The organism is Pseudomonas sp. S2_F03 (assembly GCF_054668335.1).
In genome coordinates, this window is the sequence record NZ_CP162759.1 from 531,182 (window position 1) to 552,446 (window position 21,265).

The 21,265-nt window shown below is 56.0% G+C and carries 17 protein-coding genes and 8 pseudogenes; 16 read left to right on the forward strand and 9 right to left on the reverse strand.

The genetic code is table 11. The features are described from left to right. Positions 1-11: 11 nt before the first annotated feature. On the reverse strand, positions 12-464 hold the full coding sequence (locus AB4N76_RS02530) for an Lrp/AsnC family transcriptional regulator (protein WP_046032615.1): 453 nt from the start codon (positions 462-464) through the stop codon (positions 12-14). Positions 465-654: 190 nt separating this feature from the next. On the opposite strand from AB4N76_RS02530, the gene AB4N76_RS02535 reads away from it, so the two are divergent. The 3 genes and pseudogenes from AB4N76_RS02535 to AB4N76_RS02545 form a co-directional block, all read left to right on the forward strand. Then, positions 655-1,278 (forward strand): LysE family translocator, encoded by a 624-nt coding sequence (locus tag AB4N76_RS02535; RefSeq protein ID WP_046032429.1) that lies wholly within the window; start codon positions 655-657, stop codon positions 1,276-1,278. Positions 1,279-1,347: 69 nt separating this feature from the next. After that, positions 1,348-1,461: pseudogene (locus AB4N76_RS02540) on the forward strand (acyl dehydratase); the annotation flags it as partial. A gap of 247 nt (positions 1,462-1,708) precedes the next feature. After that, positions 1,709-1,885, forward strand: a pseudogene (locus tag AB4N76_RS02545) (magnesium chelatase subunit ChlI family protein); the annotation flags it as partial. A gap of 6 nt (positions 1,886-1,891) precedes the next feature. On the opposite strand, the pseudogene AB4N76_RS02550 reads toward AB4N76_RS02545, so the two are convergent. Both AB4N76_RS02550 and AB4N76_RS02555 read right to left on the reverse strand, forming a co-directional pair. Further along, positions 1,892-3,105: pseudogene (locus AB4N76_RS02550) on the reverse strand (aldose 1-epimerase family protein). A 312-nt stretch (positions 3,106-3,417) separates the two neighbouring features. Continuing rightward, positions 3,418-3,648: pseudogene (locus AB4N76_RS02555) on the reverse strand (methyl-accepting chemotaxis protein); the annotation flags it as partial. A gap of 182 nt (positions 3,649-3,830) precedes the next feature. On the opposite strand from AB4N76_RS02555, the gene AB4N76_RS02560 reads away from it, so the two are divergent. From AB4N76_RS02560 to AB4N76_RS02580, 5 genes and pseudogenes are all read left to right on the forward strand, one after another. Further along, on the forward strand, positions 3,831-4,262 hold the full coding sequence (locus AB4N76_RS02560) for a hypothetical protein (protein WP_460164079.1): 432 nt from the start codon (positions 3,831-3,833) through the stop codon (positions 4,260-4,262). Between the two features lie 26 nt (positions 4,263-4,288). After that, entirely contained in the window at positions 4,289-4,966 is a 678-nt protein-coding gene (locus AB4N76_RS02565) for a DUF3313 domain-containing protein (RefSeq protein ID WP_046032432.1), read from the forward strand. 78 nt (positions 4,967-5,044) lie between these two features. Further along, positions 5,045-6,292 carry an MFS transporter gene (locus tag AB4N76_RS02570; RefSeq protein ID WP_046032617.1) on the forward strand — a complete coding sequence of 416 codons (1,248 nt, stop codon included), beginning with the start codon at positions 5,045-5,047 and terminating at the stop codon, positions 6,290-6,292. 178 nt (positions 6,293-6,470) lie between these two features. After that, positions 6,471-6,954, forward strand: a pseudogene (locus AB4N76_RS02575) (adenosine-specific kinase). Positions 6,955-7,004: 50 nt separating this feature from the next. Further along, the gene (locus tag AB4N76_RS02580) at positions 7,005-8,468 is read left to right on the forward strand and encodes a sensor histidine kinase (RefSeq protein ID WP_046032434.1); all 1,464 of its coding nucleotides are present in this window, start codon (positions 7,005-7,007) and stop codon (positions 8,466-8,468) included. On the opposite strand, the gene AB4N76_RS02585 is transcribed toward AB4N76_RS02580, so the two are convergent. Both AB4N76_RS02585 and AB4N76_RS02590 read right to left on the reverse strand, forming a co-directional pair. Further along, positions 8,469-9,167 (reverse strand): response regulator, encoded by a 699-nt coding sequence (locus AB4N76_RS02585; RefSeq protein WP_046032435.1) that lies wholly within the window; start codon positions 9,165-9,167, stop codon positions 8,469-8,471. It lies immediately after the preceding gene. Between the two features lie 351 nt (positions 9,168-9,518). After that, positions 9,519-10,193, reverse strand: a complete 675-nt coding sequence (locus AB4N76_RS02590) for a TetR/AcrR family transcriptional regulator (protein WP_460164080.1) — start codon at positions 10,191-10,193, stop codon at positions 9,519-9,521. Positions 10,194-10,361: 168 nt separating this feature from the next. On the opposite strand from AB4N76_RS02590, the gene AB4N76_RS02595 reads away from it, so the two are divergent. Beyond that, the gene (locus AB4N76_RS02595; protein ID WP_077431885.1) at positions 10,362-10,787 is read left to right on the forward strand and encodes a hypothetical protein; all 426 of its coding nucleotides are present in this window, start codon (positions 10,362-10,364) and stop codon (positions 10,785-10,787) included. Between the two features lie 159 nt (positions 10,788-10,946). After that, complete coding sequence (locus AB4N76_RS02600) at positions 10,947-11,768, forward strand: DUF1254 domain-containing protein (protein WP_460164081.1); 822 nt, start codon at positions 10,947-10,949, stop codon at positions 11,766-11,768. Positions 11,769-11,885: 117 nt separating this feature from the next. Here AB4N76_RS02600 and AB4N76_RS02605 read toward each other — a convergent pair whose 3' ends face one another. Continuing rightward, positions 11,886-13,271 (reverse strand): multiheme c-type cytochrome, encoded by a 1,386-nt coding sequence (locus AB4N76_RS02605; RefSeq protein ID WP_460164082.1) that lies wholly within the window; start codon positions 13,269-13,271, stop codon positions 11,886-11,888. 79 nt (positions 13,272-13,350) lie between these two features. Between AB4N76_RS02605 and AB4N76_RS02610 the strand changes: the two genes are divergently transcribed. Next, positions 13,351-13,512, forward strand: a complete 162-nt coding sequence (locus tag AB4N76_RS02610) for a hypothetical protein (RefSeq protein WP_460164083.1) — start codon at positions 13,351-13,353, stop codon at positions 13,510-13,512. A 497-nt stretch (positions 13,513-14,009) separates the two neighbouring features. On the opposite strand, the pseudogene AB4N76_RS02615 reads toward AB4N76_RS02610, so the two are convergent. Further along, a pseudogene (locus tag AB4N76_RS02615) lies at positions 14,010-14,440 on the reverse strand (glycine zipper domain-containing protein). 334 nt (positions 14,441-14,774) lie between these two features. Continuing rightward, a pseudogene (locus AB4N76_RS02620) lies at positions 14,775-15,112 on the reverse strand (hypothetical protein). A 316-nt stretch (positions 15,113-15,428) separates the two neighbouring features. Here AB4N76_RS02620 and AB4N76_RS02625 point away from each other — a divergent pair. From AB4N76_RS02625 to AB4N76_RS02645, 5 genes and pseudogenes are all read left to right on the forward strand, one after another. After that, positions 15,429-16,907 (forward strand): c-type cytochrome, encoded by a 1,479-nt coding sequence (locus tag AB4N76_RS02625; protein ID WP_460164084.1) that lies wholly within the window; start codon positions 15,429-15,431, stop codon positions 16,905-16,907. Between the two features lie 42 nt (positions 16,908-16,949). Continuing rightward, positions 16,950-18,724 (forward strand): annotated as a pseudogene (gene ctaD, locus AB4N76_RS02630) (cytochrome c oxidase subunit I). Next, positions 18,721-19,413 (forward strand): cytochrome c oxidase subunit 3, encoded by a 693-nt coding sequence (locus AB4N76_RS02635; protein ID WP_046032443.1) that lies wholly within the window; start codon positions 18,721-18,723, stop codon positions 19,411-19,413. Before ctaD ends, AB4N76_RS02635 begins: the two are co-directional and overlap by 4 nt. A 6-nt stretch (positions 19,414-19,419) precedes the next feature. Beyond that, on the forward strand, positions 19,420-20,133 hold the full coding sequence (locus AB4N76_RS02640; RefSeq protein WP_077431882.1) for a heme-copper oxidase subunit III family protein: 714 nt from the start codon (positions 19,420-19,422) through the stop codon (positions 20,131-20,133). Between the two features lie 13 nt (positions 20,134-20,146). Continuing rightward, complete coding sequence (locus AB4N76_RS02645) at positions 20,147-20,464, forward strand: cytochrome C oxidase subunit IV family protein (protein WP_046032445.1); 318 nt, start codon at positions 20,147-20,149, stop codon at positions 20,462-20,464. Positions 20,465-20,509: 45 nt separating this feature from the next. Here AB4N76_RS02645 and AB4N76_RS02650 read toward each other — a convergent pair whose 3' ends face one another. Next, on the reverse strand, positions 20,510-21,070 hold the full coding sequence (locus AB4N76_RS02650; protein ID WP_046032446.1) for a hypothetical protein: 561 nt from the start codon (positions 21,068-21,070) through the stop codon (positions 20,510-20,512). Positions 21,071-21,265 lie beyond the last annotated feature (195 nt).

Sequence of the window (21,265 nt, forward strand, 5' to 3'; positions counted from 1 at the left end):
ACCAAGCACCATCACAAAGGCAACGGCCTATCCTGGACAACCCGCTTCATGACCAGCGTCGAAGTCAGCCGCTGCACATTGGGCAATGTCGAGAGGCTTTCATCGTAAAGCCTTTGGAAGGCCGGTAGATCCTGAGTGATGACGTGCAGCAGGTAGTCCGGCTCGCCAAATAACCTCTGGGCATCGACTATCTGAGGTATATCAATGAGTGCCGATTCGAACGCCTCGACCGCCTGCCTGTCACCCTCCCTAAGCGTGGCAAACACCATGGCGGAAAAATTCAGGCCCAATGCGCCGGGATCAAGTTGCGCGCGATAGCCCAGCAACACACCGGACTCCTCCAGTGCCCGCACTCGCCGGTGACAAGGTGAGAGGCTCAGCCCTACACGCTCGGCAAGCTCAGTGACCGAAAGGCGGCCATCCTTTTGCAGCTCAGCAAGAATCTTCCGATCAATTCTATCCACGCAGAATAATCTCCCCAACCTGCAACGCCATTGCGACCGTCTTTGAAAGCTAATTCTAACCAGATTTCATTAATCTTCCTCCCACCATTAACAACCGTACTCCTCAAAATGAAACAAGAGGAACGGCCTTGGAATTGAGAGGTGGAATGATGAATGAAGTGTTGAGTGATGAACGGGCGTGGGTGACGCCATGACCTTCAGTGTTTTTGTGGCCTTCTGGGCGGTGTCGATACTGTTCGTGATCACGCCTGGAGCCGATTGGGCCTACGCGATATCCGCAGGCTTGAAGCATCGAGTTGTCATACCCGCCGTGGGCGGACTGTTATCCGGCCACTTGATTGCCACACTGGTGGTAGCCGGTGGTGTTGGCACCTTGGTCGCCAACCACCCTCTGGCCCTGTCAGTGCTGACGATGGCCGGGGCGGGTTATCTGCTTTGGTTGGGCATCAACATGCTCGTGCGCCCCTCTACTCCGCACGCGGATGAGGTTCAGGCGTCAGGCTCCTGGAAGCGCTGGGCGTTCAAGGGGCTTTGCGTCAGCGGGCTGAATCCGAAAGTGTTCCTGCTGTTCCTCGCGCTGTTGCCGCAATTTGCCGACGCCACGGCCCCCTGGCCTGTACCGATGCAGATGATTGCGCTCGGGCTCGTCCACACTATCAGCTGTGGCGTGATCTACCTTCTAGTCGGATTTGGCTCGCAGGTTGTTCTGCGGGCACGTCCAGCCGCCGCTCAACGGGTCAGTCGTTTTTCCGGCGCGGCCATGATCCTCATCGCACTGGCTCTGTTTGCCGAAGGATCTTTGCACTTGAGGTGAGCCCAGGAGAATTTCCCGGGCCCGAGCATACTGTTTGATTTTCCCACCCTCGCCTTACAGGAAGTCGTAATGAATAGCCCAAGAGAACGCGCTGCCGAAGGTCTCAAGGTCGGAGACCGGTTCACGGTAGTCCGTTGCTTTTCAGATGACGATATTCGCCAATTCGCGCAGATTTCACGCGACTAATGGAAGTGAACGACCCAATATAGACGGTGGAGACAGGCAAAAATCGGCCAAGAGCGGACAGTGACCGAATACATCATTAGGCAAACAGCAACATGCTGGTGTGATCAGCGAGTAGCGCCTTAAAGTGGTTATCGATAATTTCGATGCTTTGATGGCAAAGTGACAAGAGCCGAACGATTTACAAATCCATCGGACTCCCTAGGCTCAGAATGCAGATCCTCGATACGAATAACAGGCTAGACACCTATCCACGGTCGATGAAAACAGGCTGGAATCCGTCTGCGAGCGTTTAACTCCGTCGTTGCGAGCAGCCCATCGACTGCTCAAGGTCGCGCGCACGCTGGCGGACCTTGAACAAGCCGACGGGATCAGACGCGAACATTTGGCCGATGGGCTGCAATATCGGCCGACAATGCTCTAGCCGGTGTCACCCCTTGGTCAGATCAACCAACGGCGTCTGCCGCACCTCAGTCTCCCGCCCACCCTGAATCTCGCTCACCTGCTTCAAGGCCTTATCCACAGCAGCCTTATCCGCCAACAAGCTGTAGCTGATGCGGAACTGCTTGTGTTCCTTCGGCCCAATTGTTGGTACCAGGTTCAGTGGCCGCTGATAACGGCGGTTGTAGGAAAACTTGTCCCTGGCTCCAGCCCCGTGACATAGCCCTGGCCTTGGGTATCGGTGTTTTTCCACAGGGAAAACACGGGCAGTGTCTGAGTGTTGAAGCCGACCGAAACGCCCAGGCTGCCGGCCTTGTTATGCAACACGGTCAACGTATCGCCCTTTGCATCGGCATACGGCACCACGTTGTAAACCGTTTCGTCGTAGTCCTTGGTCGGTGCGCGGTAGGTCTGCCAGTCGGGCAGATCGCCCTTGGCCTTGTCGTTGAACGGCGACACCTGTTTCACCGGCGCGGCGAAATGAGCGCCCTGCTCCAGGAACGGGGTGCTGAAGTTACTGTGATACAGCGCCTGGTATTCCTTCGGATAGTCGCCGTTGTTGGCCAGGGTGTCGTTGAGGGTGAACACTACGCTGCCGGGTTCGGTGACCAGTTCGGTCGCGACGGAGAAGTCGACCTTCTTGAACGCCTGCTCTTTCAGTTCGCCGCGCAGGGTGATGGCGTACGGTGGTTTTTCATCGATGTGCAGGGTGACTTTGTTCGCAGGAATGTTGGCGGCCCGACCGTGCAGGGTCAGCAGTTCGCCGTTGTCGACGCCGGGGTGGCCGACCCATTCGTATCCGCAGCGGGTGACCAGCTCATTGAAACCTTCCAGCCAGCCCAGACCACCGCGGCCATTGAGTTCGATGAAGGACGGATTGACCACTTCCTTGACCGGCGAATCCCAGCCCATGCGCACATTGCCGACCGAGGCCTGCAAGACGTTCATTCCGCGAGTCGGCACTACCGAGAGTTTCATCGTGCCGTTATCGATGTCGACGATGCTGACGCCCTCCTGCCGACCGCCGTGCAAGGTGCGTAGGGTAACGTTGAAGGGTTTGTCGGTTTTTATGCTGAGTTGCTGGCTGGTGATCTGCCAGTTCTGGGCGGCTTTGTCGGTGTCGAGCAAAACGTAATCCCAGGCCATGGCGTGGGAGGCAGCGGACAGTGCGCTGAGGGCAACAAAGAGTTTGAGCGGGGTCATGGCAGCAGCCTTTCTTGGAGTTGTGCCATTTTTATAGACTTGATGAAACGTTTCAGCAAGCTTAAAAAGCGATACCACGCCGGCAAATGCCAAGAAAGATTTGGGACAAATCGAAAAATTGAGTCGATGCCATCGCGAGCAGGCTCGCTTGTATGTTTAGACTTGAAGGTGAGCACAGGTTTTGTGAACATTCGAGATCAACTGTGTGCAAGCCTGCTCGCGATGGCAATCTCGGCAACGACTCAACGAAACCGATCAACCTCATGCCGCAAATCCGCCGCAAGCTTCTCCAGCTCTTTGGCAGTCACCGCCCACCGGCTCATCCGGATGCACGCTCAATCCGGCACTGAAGCGTTTCTCGAACAGGCCGCTAAGGCGCTGGGTACTTTCACGCAACGTGCCGTGAAAAGTGCTCAGTTGATCGGCCAGTAACCGCGCCTCGCTCGCCAGATGCTCTTCGCGGGTGGCGAGGTTGGCAGCGTCCAGCGAGCGCAGGGCAAACACGGTAATGCCTCTGATAGCCGAAAGCAGACCTTCGTGAATGTCCGCTTCGGGTCGTTTACTACCCTCCGCGACAGACAGAAAACGGCCCGAATCAGTCAGCATGCCCAGAAACGGCTCGAAGCGATTTTTAGCACCGTCCTGCTACGCTTTTTAATTTCTCGAGTAGATTTAAGGTAATCACTCACAAAATCTTGTTGAGGTTGCGAAACGTGAGAGCCGGATTGATTGGGGCCGCCGTCATCATCACGGTGATGGGTGTAACAACGCAGAGGTTCATGGAGTGGAAATCGTTCGAGAACGAGCGAAAGGAGGCCCTGTGCAGGTCAGTACAGCAGCATATGAAAACCCTGGAAACTCGAGCACGAGCGATGACTGCGGGGCTGTCTATGGAGGCTTACGCCGAGGCGGAGAGTTCTGAGGTGGATGAATTGGTCAGCGCGCTGGATACCGCAAACAATGACGCGGAGGTTGAAGCGGTCATAGACGCACACGCCGCAAAATTGGAGGCAAAGGACGCAGCGACCGATGCAGAACTGAAAAACCTGGGGAGTCAGCATTTTCTCGAACAGCAACTCAAAGAACAGCGAATAACCACGGACATCAAGCAGGAAATCAAACGCACCGAGAAGGCTGTAACTGAGTCCTGTAATTAGTCCTGGCTCCAAGGAGTGAATTCACTATGACCCTGGCCCATAAACTGTTTGTTGGCGTTGCAATGGCCAGCCTGCTACTTGGCGGTTGCACCTCCCAGGTCACTGAGCGCGAGCAGTACTCCGGCTTCCTGTCCAACTACAACAACCTGGAAGAAGTGACCACCGCCACCGGTGAGAAGGCAATGCGTTGGGTGAGCCCGTCCTGGAACCCGAATGCGTATGACACCATCGCGTTCAGAACGCTGGAGTTTTACCCCGCGCCGAAGCCCAATGAACAGGTCAATCAGCAGACGCTGGTCGAATTGCAGGACTACATGTCCAGGAAGGCCAAAATCGTGCTGGGCCAGAAATACCGGAGGGTATCTAACGCGGCCGCTGCACCGGCCGGCTCACGCCCCCTGATCCTGCGTGCGGCGATCACGGGCGTCAGCGCCTCGAACGAAGGCATGAAGTGGTATGAAGTGATGCCGATCGCAGCCGTTGTCGGAGCGACACAGGCAGCCACCGGGCACCGGGATCAAGACACGAATATCTACTTCGAAGCCGAGTTCATTGACGCGAGAACGAATCAGACCATGGCCAAAGTGGTACGCAAGGTATTCGGCAGCCAGCTAGAGAACGAGAGCCAGCGCATCACCACCAAGGACTTTAAAGCCGCTATCGACAAACTGAGCACTGATCTCTGGACGTTCATCCACAGTTGACCGTTACAAACCTTTCAGCTTTTTTTTCTCCCTCCTCTGGCATCCTGCCGACGCGGCTAAAGGAGTGTGAGGCTCATGATGAAAACCACTGACAAGTCGGGCGGTACTTCCACTACAGCGCCAATCCAGAAGGCGTCAACCGGCAATGTCTGGCGCACCCTTCCTGGTGGCATCTGGGCGCTCGGCTTCGTCTCGATGCTGATGGACATCTCCTCAGAGATGATCCATGCATTGTTGCCGCTCTACATGGTGACAGTACTGGGTACCTCCGTCCTGGCGGTGGGTCTCATCGAGGGAATAGCCGAGGCTACTGCCTCGATCACCAAGGTATTCTCCGGGGCGCTCAGTGATCGATTGGGCAAACGCAAGCTGCTGGCGGCGCTGGGTTATGGACTGGGGGCGCTGTCCAAACCAATCTTTCCTTTGGCGGGCTCGCTGGACTGGCTGACCGGGGCTCGCTTTATCGACCGTATCGGCAAAGGGATTCGCGGTGCCCCGCGCGATGCATTAGTGGCCGACATCACACCACCCGCGGTACGCGGGGCGGCTTTCGGCCTGCGTCAGACGCTGGATACCGTTGGTGCATTCCTGGGGCCGTTGCTGGCGATTGGTTTGATGTGGCTGACCGCGAACCACTTCCAGACCGTGTTCTGGGTGGCTGTCATCCCGGCCTTCCTCGCCGTCGCTGTGCTGCTTTTGTTCGTTCATGAGCCCAGACAAGTGCAAGGGCCGCAACGGGTGCGTACGCCCTTGAGTCGGCGGGAACTGGCCCGACTGGGCGCCGGTTACTGGTGGGTGGTGGGTGTCGCTTCGGTGTTCACCCTGGCGCGATTCAGCGAGGCCTTTCTGATCCTGCGCGGCCAGGCTGTTGGGCTGGCGCCGATGTGGGCGCCAGCGGTACTTGTCCTGATGGCAGTGGCGTACTCGCTGTCAGCCTATCCCGCCGGGGCATTGTCTGATCGTGTCAGCCGCGTGCCGGTGCTCGGCATAGGTCTGATATTTCTGATGGCTGCCGATTTGACGCTAGCGTTTGTGCCGGGTATCGCGGGGCTGGTCGTCGGCGTCGTTCTATGGGGGCTGCACATGGGGTTTACCCAGGGGATATTCGCCGCCCTCATCGCCGATTGCGCGCCGGCTGAACTGCGTGGGACGGCATTTGGCATGTTCAATTTGTTGACCGGACTGGCCTTGCTGATGGCGAGTGTCATCGCGGGGGCGCTATGGGATACGGCAGGCTACCAAGCGACCTTCTTGATGGGAGGGGGCTTTGCTGTTTTGACTTTTTTGGGGTTGTGGGTGATCCGATCGAAAGTCCAGGTTCGATAACAACGCCCAGTCACGACCATCAGGACGACAAGTCCGTCTGACGTTGGTCGATTGCCCCCCCTCACGACAGGGAGCAAACGGCCAGAAACCGTCGGTTGCCGGAGCAATAACAAATGAGTAGCTATGCTTGGTGTGTTGCCAGACGCTGGTAACGACTTCGTGAATGGAGGGGTTTGAGATGCAACTCATCACGTTGAAAATCGATAAACCGGAAGTGACGAACTTCATTTTAGGTCAGACGCACTTCATCAAGTCCGTCGAGGACATCCACGAAGCGCTGGTCAATGCTGTACCAGGTATCCAGTTTGGCGTGGCCTTTGTGAAGCCTCTGGCAAATGCCTGGTGCGATGGTCTGGCACCGATACCCCAATGATTGAACTTGCACAGAAGAATGCGAAAGCCATCGCCGCAGGCCATAGCTTCATCATTTTCCTGGGCGACGGTTTCTATCCGCTGAACGTGTTAAACACCATCAAAATGGTTCCAGAGGTCTGCCGTATCTTTGTGCAACAGCCAATCCAACCGAGGTGATTCTCGCTGAGACGGAACAAGGGCGAGCAATCCTGGGCGTAGTGGATGGCTTTTGTGCCAATGACATTGAAGGCGATGAAGACATTCAGTGGCGCAAGAATCTGTTGCGACAAATTGGCTACAAACAGTGAGTTGCAGGGTTGTCCAATCGACCTATCAGGATGTTCAGGGAACCCAATCGATGGCAAACGATGCAAAAGTCGAATCCAAAAACGAGACGTTTATCGCGCAGGAGACTGAGGCGCTGAGCGCCCCCTCCCCTATCTGGCACAGACGAATCAGAGTCCAGGTGCGCAATCTGAGTCACTCGACCCAGTTTGTCATTGCCGCTGCGGTGATCCTGGGACTGACCATGTTCTTCGTCGGCAATTTGGTGAGCCTACGAATAGAAGGTGCCGCGGTACATAGCGCGGCAGAAGCCGCTGCTCAGTACATGGACACGTTTCTGGAGCCCTATGTGCAGGAGATGAGCCGGGACAACAACCTCTCCGCTGAAAGTGTCCAGGCCCTGGACCGCCTCACGCAAAGTCGTGCGCTAAAACAGCACATTGTTTCGATCAAGATCTGGCGGGCGGATGGCACAGTTGTCTACAGCACGAATAAAGCCATCACCAACCACCAATTCCCCGTGGATGAGATCACCGAGGCATTCAAAGGCAAAGTGGTCACCGACCTTGAAGAGCTGAGCCAGCAGGAGAACGAGTTCGAACGCAAGCTCAACCTGCCGCTCTATGAGATCTACGCGCCTCTGCGGGATTCAAACTCCAGGAAAGTCATCGCGGTGGGCGAGTTTTATGAAAAGGCCGAGAGCCTCAAGCGCGAGATCAATCGTGTCCGACAGCAGGTATGGGAGGTTGTCGGTGCCGCGACGCTGGCAATGCTGACGCTGCTTTTCTTCATCGTGCGACGCGGTGACAAGATTATCCAGCGCCAACAAGTGGCACTGCACTTACGGCTGCAGGAGCAAACCCGTTTACACGTCAGTAATGTCGAACTCCAGCGCAAGATGGCGACGGCGACCCAGGAGTTTTCCCGGGTCAACGAACTCACCTTGCGGCGCATTGGTGCAGACCTGCACGATGGGCCGGCGCAGTTATTGACCTTGATTCTGATCCGGCTCGACGACTTGGCCGAAAACTGCTCCGCGGTCGATCAGGAGTCGATGGAAACCATTCGTGGCGCCGCCACCGACGCATTGCGGGAGGTCCGCGAATTATCACGAGGCCTGGCACTTCCGGAAATCAACGATTTGAGCCTGGTGGAAGAGTTGCAATTGGTGGCGCAACGGCACGAGCAACGCACGGGTACCAAGGTCACGTTAGCCCTGGGGCGACTACCGAAGGCCGCGTCACTACCACTCAAACTCTGTTTGTACCGTTTTGTGCAAGAAGCCCTCAACAACGCTTACCGTCATGCCAACGGCGAGGGTCAGGTCATCCAGGCGCAATACATTGATGAAGTATTGAATATCAGCGTCAGGGACAGGGGTCCCGGCATGACGGCGGACGCCATGCTGCTCGAGACATCCGGCAGAACCCGATTGGGGCTCGCCGGTTTGCGTTATCGCGTTGAATCGCTGGGCGGGTTGTTCAGCATCGACTCTTGCGCCTCGGGTACGTCGGTCAATGCACAGTTCAAGATCTAGTCAGGAGCCGTTCCCGGCATCCGCTTGTGTTTTCCCTGCGTCGATGTGAAGCCGCCCGACAGCTTCGTGCTCCCTGTAATGCCGTAGGGCCGTGACCGCTTCGACACGATTTCGGGCGTGCAGTTTCTGCATCACGCAGCCCATGTGATGCTTGACGGTTTTTTCGCTGATCGACAGCTTTGACGCAACCTCTCTATTGGTCAGCCCCTTTGAAACTTCACAAATGACTTCCTCCTCGCGAGGGGTGAGATCAAACGTTTGATTTTCCGCTTTGTGTTTCTTGATGTTATTAAGCAGTTTATTGGCGAATTCGGGGGTGATGTATGACTCGCCCTTGGCAACCGACCTGATCGCCAGGACCAGTTCCGGTCCACTGACTCCTTTCAACACATACCCGCGCGCGCCGGCCTCCAGTGCCGAAAAGGCGTCATCTTCGGATTCCGAAACGGTCAGCATCAGCACCTTCACTTCCGGCAGCTCAGTGGCAATGAATCGTACCGCGGCGAAAACATCGCCCGGCATATTGACGTCCATCAACATCACGTCCGGACGAACCCTCACGGCAATATCCCTGGCTTCATCCGCATTGGCGCCCTGCTCCACGACCTGAAGATCCGCCCGCCTTTTCAACGTATTGGCAACGCCCTCACGCAACAAAGGATGATCGTCGGCAATGCCGATGCGAATGGATGGACTCATAACGCGCTCCCGAAAGGATTAGCACTCGAACACTCATTGATTAATAGCAGGGAACCAGGGACCCCGCTGGTTATCCGTCGAGTGTCCAAGGCTCCTGGCGTCAAGAAATCAGACTTAGGTCGGATAAATTTCGATCGTCAGTAAGCAATCACGACGTGGGGATTCTGAACCTCTGTACCCCAACCCATTGTTTTAAAAGGCCGCTACGCCCATCAAAAAACAGACAGTCTCATTCACCCGGATTCATCATTCATTCGACCAACCGTCGCTCTTCTTCGATGCAGCAGCACCGGGCCCCGTCTGGACTTGCGTCGACGGGCTACTCGAGTGCGCCCCCAGTGAAATGCGGGTTCACTTTCGCAATCTTGCGGACACAGCCTTGCGCTTTTGCCGCGCCTGCTCATCCTCCGCCAGCGCCTGGCGGACGAGCGCTCGAGCGGCCCAAACGCAGGTGTCGAGCGATTCTTCGATACTCGCGCCACCGATATCGCGCACGGCGATCAACGCTTCGGTGCCGATCACGATCGACAGCGCCTGTTTCAGTCGCTTGCGTGCGCGGGGTGAGAGCACGTCTTTCAGCGAGTCGACAATCGGCTCGATGTAGCTCATGCGTCGCCCCGGCCGCAAGGGTTCGTGGGGTTCCGTTTCGAGCCACACCGTCATGAACGAGCGCTCCATCACGTGCAGGCCAATCTCGTCGTCGAGCAGCAGTGTGTTCAACGCGTTCGCCGCCAGGCCGATGCCCTTTACCGGATCGTCTCCCGGCCGCCAGAGGTTCTCCAGCGGCGTCATGTCGCGATCGGCCGCCGTCTCGCTGATCAACGCCTCAGGCGAGGGAAAGTAACGATACGCCGTGGCCCGCGACACCATCGCGCGCTCGGCGACTTGCGCGACAGTCGGGTTGTGGCCCTCGTCGCGTAAGGCGATGGCGGCATCGATCAGCGCTTGACGCGTGCGTTGCCGCTGGTTGGCGCGGCCTTGCGTATCAGTATCACGGACAGGCGGGCTTGACTTCGAGGTCGGCATGGAATAAATGATACTCCGTCTTGTAATGAGACTTGAGTCTCATAATAGACACGCAACGCAGGATATGCCAATGGCGCTTTGCGAAGCACAATCGGCGCGCCGGGCATAACGATTCCACATCGTTTTTTCAGCAACTGAGCGCGCCTCAGGGCGCATGAGGTGAATGCCATGAATCACAATCCCCGTTCACGGACCTGGTTTCGGCTCGCGGCCCTCTACTTTGCCAGTGGCGTGGCGCTGGGCGTGACGATGGGCGCTTCCGGCGACCATTCACTCTTCGCGGTACATGCCCATATCAATCTGTTGGGGTGGGTGTCGATGGCACTGTTCGGGCTGTTCGGCACGTTGCACCCGTCAATCACTGAAGGACGCATCGCTAGCGCACAGTTCTGGACGTACAACGTTGGCGTACCGGTGATGCTCGGCGCACTGACACTGCGTATCAAGGGCTTCCCCTCAGTCGAGCCATTGATTGCGTTCGCATCAATTCTCATCGGTTCCAGTGTGCTGCTCTTCGTGTGGCAGGTGTTCTCGCGCATCGGCGTAACATTCGAAAATTTTAGCGGTACGAACGGTGAATCGCGTCAGTCATGACGCAGGTTACTTCTAGTCGTTTTTAGGCAGCGTATCGGTGCAGGGTGTGTCCTCCCTGGATCGGATGCTGCCCTTTGCGACCGGGAATCATAGTGATTTCTCACTGTTCTTTGAACACGTCAAAGCGTAGGACGCAGGCGATGATACCGACAGACAGTGATGGTGCAGCCGCTTTCCGCTTATCTCCAGCAGCCCGCGCCACCTGCAGCACCCGCGATTGATTTCCCGAAGATCGATAAAGACCTGGTGAAGACTGACTTCTTCAAGTATCTGGGCTTTGCCTTGCAGTTCGACCCGGCCACACCGGACGAAGTAGCGATCCGCGAGAAACTTGCCCGAATCGGCGTCGGCAAGGACTTCAACTTCCAGAACCTGTCCGCCGAACAGAAAACCGCGGTGGTTCAAGGCCTGCAGGCTGGGCATGCAAAGGTTGAGGAAGGGATTAAAAATCTGGGCACCAGGATTAATGGCTGGAACGTTGTCGGTGCCGGCGGCGACAACGCCTTCTACAATGGCGACTGGCTCAAGCGTGCTGCTGTTGCGCAAGCAGGCATATACGCCAACGATGCCGATGAGGCCACGTACCCGCTGGCCAATACCTTGCCAAATGTCGAACCGCTCGACGGCAGCAAGCACAACTACACGATCACCTTTGCTGCCGGACAACTTCCACCGGTTAATGCCTTCTGGTCAGTGACAATGTACGACGGCAAGTCGCAATTGCTGATCGAAAACCCGATCAATCGCTACCTCATCAACTCACCAATGTTGCCCGGTATGAAGAAGAATGCGGACGGCTCACTAACACTCTACCTGCAGAAAAACTCACCCGGCGTGGACAAGGAAAGCAACTGGCTGCCCGCACCGAATGATCGGATCTACCTGGTGATGCGTCTCTATTGGCCGAAGACGCAGGCGCCTTCCATCTTGCCGCCTGGCAAAGGAACGTGGAGCCCGCCGCAGATCGTCAAGGCTTCATAACGTCCGCGACCGTTTGCCATGCGTCGATTGCTGTGCAACGAGCCCTCCTCTAACGTCCCTCTCCTTCGGCAAGGCGTATATAGAGATCAGCCCCCGCTGGACCTCGACACTGTGCAGCTAAAAGTGCGCAGTGTCCGCCTTGGCGACTGGCAGGCTGGTCGAGAGAGGAACGCTCTGCGTGACCTTGGCCATCTGGGTAATTTCCACCTGCAACTGATCCTTGCCGAGCAGGTAGTCGGCCAGCTTCTGCGAAAACGGCCAGTAGTTCAGTTCGGCAGACAATGTGAGCGGCCCCACTGCGTCGGCCGGCACCAGGAAGGAGAACGTCCCGATATCGTAGCCCTTGGGCAGAATGCGATTGTCCGAGAGTATTTGCGTGGCATTCCAGACCTCGACGTCCAACGGATTGCCGTCCTTGTCGCCAATGTGCACTTTGAAGTTTCGGGTGTTGTCCTCGGTCTTGCCGTCCTTGATCGAACCCAGCCGATAGAGCTCGCGACCACTGGCATCCAGTACCCGGAAATCAATCCACATCTCCCGTCCCTCTGGAAAGCCGGTCGGTAGTTTGTGCCCTGCGCCGACATTCGCAACTTTGACCGCAACCGAGGTGTATTGCCCGGGAATGACAGTTGCCGGCAGTTGCTGGAATTGTATTTGCGCCGCACGCACGAGCATGTCGCGCGCGCGTTGCGCACCCTCGTCCTGACCGAGGTGCTTGAGCATCATGGCGTTGGCTCCGCTGAACCAATGCGAGGCGACTTGCTCGCGGTCCGGCCCCATGATCGCGGCCTTACCCGCAAAACCCTGCATATGGCAACTCTGGCAGGTTACATCGTTAAGGCTGTAGGCACTCTCCTGCCATTCGTCATAGGTTCGCTCGACCGCCACACTGCTGAACGGGTGCGTGACGTTGTGACAAGTGCCGCAAAAGTCCGAGCGCGTGTGCAGAGCGGAATACACGGTGTCGTGATAAGGCGAAACGGCATCTTTACGCGGGCCGAACTTGGTGGGTTTACCGTGCGCTCGAGGGCTCAAGACATAAGCGCCGTTATCGAGGCCCGTGCGGGCACTGATGTTGTGACAGGTCTCGCAATCGACCCCGGGCATTGGATGATGTTGGGTGCTGTCTTCAATCGATGAGCGGTTGATTTCCGAAGTGATCTGACCGGTCGTGAGACCAATCGGGGTATGGCAGCCGGTGCAGAAGTTATCGACCTTCCCGTCGGTGGCCGAACTCGCACGCTTGAGCAAGGCTCGATAGATGGGCTCATCCCAGGCTTGGGACATCATCGAGGAGCGCCACTGCTTGTAAATCTCCGTATGGCAAGCGCCACATACCTGGGCATTGTCGAAGTCCTTAACATTCAAAACCAGGTTGCCAGTGGTATTGGCCCGGTGCGGAAAGAACGGCATCCCACCATTCACATGCATGAGCTTGGAGCGTTCCGGCTCCAGCCACTTCTCATTGGCTTGAGTGTCATTGCCCTGAGGTTCATCGGCCACGACCAGAGTGACCGTAAGCAGGCAAGCCAGAAAGCACAAAAAACGGCGAACGAAAGGTTTGATCACCAGGAAAAACAGTATGAACAATATCGTGAGCGAAATACTCAAGCCGACAAGGGCCAGCTTGACGCCAGCCGGCACATTGAACGAGGCCGTGCAAGAGCCCGCGCACATTACCCATAGAACCATCAAGGCCGATAACCAGTGCAACGCTGCCGGTGTACACGTACGTTTAGAGTGATTCATAAGAATTCCCCCTAGACGGTTGCAGAGGATGACTGCGGCACTTCTATTGAGTAGCCAGGGGAATTTTATGACGCAAACCGATGGTTATATGTAATCACTCAACGGGGGTGCTTTCAGCTCCAAAGCTTCCCGACTCTGCGCCTTTGGTGGATGGTATAAGCTGACATAGCAATTACTTTGCCAGCACTGCGGCAAACATGTGCGATGAACTGAACGCCCCGCACACATTGGCCACAGGCTGAAATAGTGTGTTGATGGAGACGCGAATGCTGCCGGGGAATGGCGCTCATTAGTGGGGGGGGGACTCACGCCGAAACCGGGGGTTGCGTCGCGTACATGGACATGCCGCGTTTTACGCAAATTCCCCGTGATTACAGCCCGATTCGTTGAAGACCACCACTCCACGGCCTAAAAGACGCCCCTAGGGGGAAGGTTATGCCCGCCCCCCTGGTTGAAACAAAGTTTCCACTAGTTCTGACTCTGCACCCGCGATCAATCGCCATGCTTGTGTTTATGTTTATCCTTATATTTATTCTTATGCTTGTAGTCAGAACTGTGGTGGTCGTTGTCATCGGCCATATTGTTGCCGACAGCCCCCCTGCAGCACCGCCCAGTCCAGCGCCGATCAGGCCACCGGTTGAGCCACCGACGCTGTTGCCAATCACCTGGCCACCCGCTGCCCCGAGCCCCCCACCAATAGCTGATTCAGTCTTCTTGCCGCTCTTCGCCGTCATTGCGCCCCCAGCCGCGCCACCGACCCCGGCTCCGATCGCGGCGCCCGTGCTACCTCCCATGGCTTGACCGACCACGCTTCCAAGGGCGCCGCCGACACCGCCACCGATAGCGGTATTGGTCGTTTCGCCGGCGAGGGAGTACTGCGATACAAGAAGGCTAATTGCAACGATGGAGAATGATTTACGCATCAGACAGACCTTAAAAAATACACAAGAGTAGAAAAGTCTGTTGGTACGAAACAGTCAGGTCAATACTTATTCGGCCGCGCAGTAACGTGGATCAATCAATCGGTGAGTAGTACAACCGCTTATCGATCAATTATGACCTGTGGGCGACCCCGCTAAACCGGGGGGTCGATAGCGCGCCGGGGATGAGCGCACGTCTTTGCGCGAGTCGACAATCGGCTCGACTCGGATCATGTGCCACCCGGTTGTATTCCTTACGACTGAAGGTCTATACGGTCACACTCGGCACCGCCCTCCCCCCCGAAGAGAAAGACCGACGCCGAGAATCACGTAGCCACTACTCAAGCAGCTGATCAATCAACACCGCGTTGGTATAGATCAAGCTGCCATCACTGGCGCGGTGTCCGACCAGGTGGAACTGGCCGCGTTCGTCGTGCAAATAGACGCGCATTTGACAGTCGGACAAGGGGGCGTATCCCTTTGGCATGATCAACTCCATCGAGTCCATATCGACATCGACCATGGCTTCAGGCTCTTGGGTCTTCTGCAAGCGCTCTTCGGCCTCTTCCAGACGGAGATGGAGAGGTCCGTCGACGTAGAAATGGACTTCCCCATCGGGGTGGACTTTTGGGCGTCGCTGGTTTTGCACCAGCCTTCGATCGTCAGGGCACTCATGACGAAACCTCCCATGTGGATTGCTGGACTCTGTCGCTATCGTCCCTGCTCAATGCCATCACTTACGTTGGATAACTGGACAAGGGCAGAGTTCGTCTTTTTGGCGCCGCTTCTGGCCGAACCCTGCCGTCCGTCATCAGAAATTCAGTATAGCTGGTCGCCGGGCCTCGCTTGCCAGCCTCACGGTACAACCCGATGGTTCTATACTTCTTACTGACTTTGCCACCCGGACGGGTGGTAGTTGTCTGCCCTGCTTGGATGTCAGTGGCGATGCTTTTGCATAACCAATGAACAACAGGAATAGGATGAAGAGGAAATGGCAATAGCAATTGTCCTGATACTAATCGTTATTGCGTCAGTGCTATTCGACATACTAGCGCCCTGGCAGGCGACACCGGCCGCTTCCAACTGGGGCTCCATAGACACCACCCTGTTCATCACCCTGATTATTTGCGGGATATTTTTCATTGCCATCACGGTATTCATGGCTGTAGCGGTGATGCGCTATCGTCACAAGGACGGTGTCAGGGCGGCCTACCAGCCAGAAAGTAAAAAACTGGAATTATGGTTAATCATCGTTACTTCCGTAGGTATTGCCGCGATGTTGGCGCCAGGTCTGGTTGTTTACAACGATTTCATCCGGGTGCCGAAAAATGCTTACGAACTTGAAGTGGTCGCCCAGCAGTGGCAGTGGGCCTTTCGTTTCCCCGGCCAAGACGCAAAGCTGGGCAAATCGGATGTCAGGTTTATTGATTCCGCCAATCCCTTTGGCCTTGACCCCAAGGATCCTGCAGGGCAGGACGATGTGCTTGTAATAAACAATGAAGTTCACCTTCCACTCGACAAGCCGGTGAAAGTTTTACTGCGCTCAAAAGATGTGCTGCACGATTTCTATGTACCGCAAATTCGCAGCAAGATGGACATGGTGCCCGGCATGGTGTCGTACTTTTGGTTTACGCCAACTAAAACCGGGAACTATGAAGTCCTTTGCGCTGAGTATTGTGGCGTAGGGCATTACAACATGCGCGGTCATATGATCGTGGTAGAACAGGATGTCTTCGATCAATGGCTAAAAGGCCAACCGACTTTTGCGCAGACATTAATGACCGCTGCCAAGCCGAGTCGAGACAGCGTGCTGGAAAAAGGCCGCCAGTTGGTCGAACAACATGGCTGCAAGGCCTGCCATAGCCAGGATGGTACTGCCAGTCTCGGCCCGGGATGGAAGGGGCTGTACGGCCGCACTGAACAACTCGCCGATGGCACCCGTGTGCAAGTCGACGAGGCCTACCTTAAAGAGTCGATTCTCGATCCGAAGGCCCGACTGGTACAGGGCTACCCGCCGGTGATGGTGGCCTATACTCTCAATGACGATGAACAGGGTGCTGTCATCGCCCTGATCAAATCACTGGGTACTGCGCGGCAAGACGATGAACCTTCGACCGGCGAAGCATCGGCCCCAGGTGAAGACCTGGCGGCGCAGGGACAGCGGCTGGCCGGGTCGCTTGGCTGCCTGGCCTGCCACAGTGTTGATGGCAATAAAGGCATCGGCCCCAGCTGGCTGGGCCTGTATGGCAAGACAGAAACCCTTGCCGACGATACGAGCGTAAAGGTCGATGAGGGCTATCTAAAAGAGTCGGTTCTTCATCCCAACGCCAAAATCGTCAAGGGCTTTGCAGCCGTCATGCCACCCTTTGCTCCGAGTGATAAGGACTTGAACGCACTGATCGCCTTTATCAAATCCAAAGCGAACACCGAAACTGATACGAGCAAAGCGGAGCCAGGAAAGCAGCCGTAAGGAGCCAGAAACACACTGAAACTTCAGCAGGAGGATGACGTGATGGCCTATGCGGAGCATGCCGAAACAGAAGTACTGCACGAACCCAAAAGTTTCCTGACCAAATACATATGGAGTCAGGACCACAAGGTCATAGCCATTCAATACTCCTTGACGGCTCTGTTCGTGGGTCTTATCGCTTTGGTGTTGTCCGACTTGATGCGCATGCAGATAGGCTTCCCCGGTAGTTTGTCGTTCATGGACGCCAGTACTTACTATCAGGCGATGACCATGCACGGCATGATCATGGTTATCTACTTGCTGACGGCCTTGTTTCTGGGTGGCTTCGGCAACTATCTGATCCCGCTGATGGTGGGCGCCCGCGACATGGTCTTCCCCTACGTCAATATGCTCAGCTACTGGTTTTACCTGGTGGCGGTACTGGTGTTGCTCAGCAGTTTTTTTGTCCCTGGCGGCCCCACTGGTTCGGGCTGGACGCTCTATCCGCCACAGTCCATTAGCCAGGGGACACCGGGGGTCGAGTGGGGCATTGTCCTGATGTTCATCTCACTGGCTATTTTTATTGTCGCGGCCACCATGGGCGGGTTGAACTACGTCACCACGGTGTTGCAGGCGCGCACGCACGGTATGACATTGTTCCGCATGCCACTCTCGGTATGGGGCATCTTCATGGCCTCGATCATGGCCTTGCTGGCCTTCCCGGCATTGTTTGTCAGTGCGGTCATGATGCTGTTTGACAAGCTGTTGGGCACCAGCTTCTTTATGCCGGCGATGATCTCTCTGGGGCAGCAGCTCAATCACCAAGGTGGCAGCCCGATATTATTCCAGCACCTGTTCTGGTTCTTCGGCCACCCGGAGGTCTACATCGTTGCTCTCCCGGCATTTGGCCTGGTCTCCGACTTGATCAGCACGCATGCGCGTAAAAACATCTTCGGTTACCGAATGATGGTGTGGGCCATTATTGCAATTGGCGTGCTCAGTTTTGTGGTCTGGGCGCACCATATGTATGTCAGCGGAATGAACCCGTACTTTGGCTTTTTTTCGCCATCAGCACCTTGATTATCGCGGTGCCGACCGCGCTGAAAGTCTACAACTGGGTGCTGACCCTGTGGCGGGGCGACATTCACCTGACCGTGCCGATGCTGTTTGCCCTGGCCTTTATCGTCACCTTCCTGGTCGGCGGTCTGACCGGGTTGTTTCTGGGCAATGTGATCGTGGATATACCGCTCTCGGACACCTATTTCGTCGTAGCCCATTTTCATATGGTCATGGGGGTCGCGCCGGTTCTGGTGGTGTTCGGCGGCATTTATCACTGGTTCCCGAAAGTCACTGGGCGCATGTGGAACGACACCCTGGGCAAGCTGCATTTCTGGATTACCTTTCTGGGCACCTACGCCATCTTCTTCCCCATGCACTACCTGGGTTTCCAGGGCATGCCACGTCGCTACTACGCCTATGAAAACTACGCGTTCATCCCGCAGTCGGCGCAAGAATTGAATGCCTTCATTACGGTGGTCGCATTGACTGTCGGGGTTTCCCAGCTGCTGTTCTTGTTCAATATGGCCTGGAGTGTGTTCAAGGGTAAGCCCGCAGGCAGTAATCCCTGGGGCGCGGCCAGCCTGGAATGGCAAACGCCGGACACCCCGCCGAAACACGGTAACTGGGGAGAGAAGTTGCCGGTCGTGCATCGCTGGGCCTATGACTACAGTGTGCCGGGGATAGAGCAGGACTTCGTTCCGCAAACGGTTTCCGCCGAGGAGCTGGAGCACATGCGACAACTCGGTGCCGGAACTAAAATAGCGGACGCCAAGACATGAACAGGCTGCTATTGAGAAACGCCGACCGCTCTGACCCCGGCGGCAGTTGGCGTCGCGGCCCTGAGGGTATTCACGCCACCGAGGGCGCCGACAGAAGGCAAACCGCAAGAGTCGGCCTGCGCTTGTTTATGGTGGTGGTGAGTTCGTTATTCTTTCTCTTCCTGATCGCCTTTATTGCCCGTTCGCAAATGGCCGACTGGCTCCCCCTGACAGAGCCTTTGGCGCCGTTAGGCAATCTCCGTCCACTCTGGCTGAATTCGGCTTTTCTGGTGTTGAGTTGCATCGCACTGCAGTGGTCACGCATGACCGCCCGACAGGCTCGACTGAACGCTACTGTCATTGGTTTTACATTGGGGGGCGTCTTTGCAATGGCCTTTCTGGCCGGGCAACTCTGGGTCTGGCAACAGTTTGTCGCCTGGGGCTACTTTGTCGCCAGCAACCCGGCAAACAGTTTCTTCTACCTGTTGACCGGCCTGCATGGGCTCCACCTGCTGGGCGGGCTGATCGCCTGGTGCTGGATCGTCGCTAAATTCCTGCGTCATGTGCCATTGGCGCAACTGAGCGCCAGCGTAGAACTCTGTGCCATCTATTGGCATTACTTACTGGGTCTTTGGTTCGTGCTATTCGCACTGCTGGCCAGCACGCCTCAAACCTATGACGCCATCGCCAGATTCTGCGGCCTGAGGTGAAAAGCCATGGCATCGCACCCACAAGCCCCAGTCGAATCCAGTTCTTCCAATCCACCAGGCTTGCCGCCTGCACCGGGATGGCAGAGCATCGCCAGCGACTGGTCCTCGGATAGAGAGGCCTTTAAGCAGGTGCCCTGGGGCAAGGCGATGATGTGGATATTCCTGCTCAGCGATACGTTTATATTCACCTGTTTCCTGACCGGCTACATGTCGGTACGCATGACCATCACCACCGCCTGGCCGAACCCCAGTGAAGTGTTCGCATTGACGATCGGCGGTAGAGAAATCCCGCTTATTCTGATCGCCATCATGACCTTTGTACTGATCAGTAGCAGCGGCACCATGGCTATGGCCGTTAACTTCGCCTATCGCCGTGATCGCGCGAAAACCACGGCCCTGATGCTGACGACTGCAGCCTTGGGTGTGACGTTCGTCGGCATGCAGGCATTTGAATGGAGCAAGCTCATCGCAGAAGGCGTGCGTCCGTGGGGGAATCCAATGGGGGCGGCGCAATTTGGTGCCAGCTTTTTCATGATTACCGGTTTTCACGGACTGCATGTATCGATCGGCGCCATCTACCTCAGCATTGTCGCGCTGAAAGTATTTCGGGGAGATTATGAGCGCTCCGGAAACTATCAGAATGTCGAGATAGCCGGGCTTTACTGGCACTTCGTGGATTTGGTGTGGGTATTTATTTTTGCTTTCTTCTATTTATGGTAGAGGAGCACGGGTGATGGCACATGCTCAGGGTCAGCAACATCCAATCAGTTTGTACCTTAAGATCTGGGGGCTGTTATTCGTACTCAGCACGCTGTCGTACCTTGTCGACTATTTCCACTTCCATGGTTACCTTCGGTGGTCCCTGATTATCACGTTCATGTTGTTGAAGGCGGGTTTAATTGTCTCCATCTTCATGCATATGGCTTGGGAGCGGCTGGCCATGGTCTACGCGATATTGGTGCCACCGTTGTGTTTACTGGTGCTCGTCGGGCTGATGGCCAGCGAGGCAGACTATGTTTTCCTCAGCCGGGTCATTTCCTTCGGCCAATAAATGGCTTTCGGAAATAGCTTTCGGATGGCCCGGAGTCTGCGGGAGCTAACCCGATATTACTCGCTTGAACTGATGCCATTTGTGCTGCCAGGCCACTGTCCAGTGGGGGGCTGCCGCTCCCATGCCGGCGACCATCAGCGTTGGATGATGCTCGATTACCCGGTCCAGAACCGATTCCTGATGCGGTTCGACATCAACGAAGAAGACATGTTTGCCCTCCTCGACTATCTGTTTAAAGCTGCGGAAGTGAGCGTTCGGCACCTGGATACCAAACAATCCGCCTTCCCAGATGCAAAAGCCAAATACAACAATGGCAAGGAAGATAAACGGCACCCAGCCGGCGGCGGATTCGGTCCACCCCATCCAATAGGCGCCACCCAGGATCAGCAGCGCGAGAGGCACTCCGACCACCGCACCAATCTCTCCAGAGTGAACCGTATCTTGTTTCATTAACGAATTAACTTCGTGGAGGTGATGCTCTTCAACTTCAGCAACTTCTTCACTGAGCACATGAATTTGTTCGGAATTAATGCCGCTGGCTTCCAGTTCATTTTCAACAGTTTCAAGATCATTGAGATTGTCACTGATGTAATAGTGCCGATTCATGTCACACCTCCCATCTCGAGTTTGCTGTAGACCTCCTCTGTCCGGCAGCCGCTAACTGAGATTTGCAGTCGATGTACCGCGAGGAACGTCGCACACTTCATGCAATCTGAAAAAAGTATAGCAGTCCACAGTATGCGGATCAGACGATCTGATGAGCCTCACTGGCGCTGCCTAAGCCCACCGCTGCGCCTGGAC